A 1,685-nucleotide genomic window follows, 5' to 3' on the forward strand; every position below is an offset into this window, starting at 1 on the left:
GGACCAAGGTTAGTCCAACAAGATCCTCTGGTGTTAATGACCATGAACCGTCTAGCTCCAATGTCCCTGCTGATAATACCGCCCCTTCTGGAACRTCATGCATRCKAAGACTGAGGTTTTCACTGCCATCGATATCAGTCAGTGCCGCCTGTATATCAAGAGGTATTGCGCTGTCTTCWGGGTAAGACGCAACTGAAAGCGCCACATTATCWARCCCCCAAGACTCATCACTMAGTGATTGRTCTAATGTGGAACCAAACCCTAGTGTGATTTGGCCTGAATCTGTTGAAACAGGAACGGTAAGTGTGAAATGATGGGATTGGTCGGTCGAGTAATGAGGATTGACAGGCCATTGCGTACCATGGATTTGAGCGTTCTCTGAAGACACAAACTGCCCAACAACTTGACCATTTACATCAATGACGTTTGCGCTGTCGTTGCCATGGTAAGAGAAGGTTTCGACACTAAATAATTCGCCATCAATATAAATATTGAAGTTGTGGTCGTCCCATGAATCAAGACGATAGAAGTCAAATTCAATGGTCACTTCAGAAGCGCCAGCAGGCACATCATAAGTTTTAGAGACTTCCTCTTCACCACTTTGGTTGTTCTGCTGTCCTAACATTTGTCCAGAGTCAAAACCACTGGAGTCTGCCGTTCCAGCACCAGACCAACCTTCCATTCCCGTCTCAAATGTATCAAGAGCAAAGATACTTGACCCTAACGTTAAATTAGGCGCGTCAGCGACCGCATCAACGGTAAGTTCAATATTAGAACTTACCACCGATTGCCCATCAGAGATGCTCATGTTGAAGTTGATATCACCAGAGAAATTTTCATCCGGCGTCAGCGTATAACTGCCATTTTCATTGAAGGTAATAGACGCATTATCAGCAGATTCAATGGTGGCGGTGAGGTCATCCCCATCCACATCAGATGCGTTAATCAGGAGCTGCTCTTGAGACAAGGTAATCGAACCGTCTTCATCAATGGTATAAGACAAAGGTCCGCTTGTAACTGGGATATCATTTACTGCTGTAACGGCAACACCAATGGTGCCATCCGTTACTACAGTGCCATCGGAAACCCCATAACTTAACGACAGATTACCGTTAAAGTTTTCATTCGGAGCAAAGGTATAGGTGCCTCCCCCAAGATTCGTTAATACCCCTTCACTGCCATCATAAGTAACATGTGCGATAGACAGTGTATCGCCATCGATATCTGATGCACTGCTTAATAGATCCGTATCAGTAAAGCTCAATAGRCCATCTTCTAGTACGGTRTAATTCATWCCCTCAACGTCAGCGGCGTCATTCACCGGACTTACGGTAAGATTCAGTGGTAATGACGTCGTCGCSATTTCACCGGTTGATTCAGTTGCGGTTGCATCAACGCGTAACGCTAACTCACCATAGAAGTTGGTGGGTGGGACCAAGGTTAGYCCAACAAGATCCTCTGGTGTTAATGACCATGAACCGTCTAGCTCCAATGTCCCTGCTGATAATACCGCCCCTTCTGGAACRTCATGCATRCKAAGACTGAGGTTTTCACTGCCATCGATATCAGTCAGTGCCGCCTGTATATCAAGAGGTATTGCGCTGTCTTCWGGGTAAGACGCAACTGAAAGCGCCACATTATCAAGCCCCCAAGACTCATCACTCAGTGATTGATCTAATGTGGAA

At 45.9% G+C, this 1,685-nt stretch carries 1 protein-coding gene; it reads right to left on the reverse strand.

All coding sequences use genetic code 11. The features are described from left to right. Positions 1-1,685 (reverse strand): tandem-95 repeat protein (locus L4D05_RS23975; protein ID WP_428795498.1); only part of this gene is annotated, 1,685 nt, incomplete at both ends.

The organism is Vibrio nomapromontoriensis (assembly GCF_050337205.1).
GTDB lineage: Bacteria > Pseudomonadota > Gammaproteobacteria > Enterobacterales > Vibrionaceae > Vibrio > Vibrio nomapromontoriensis.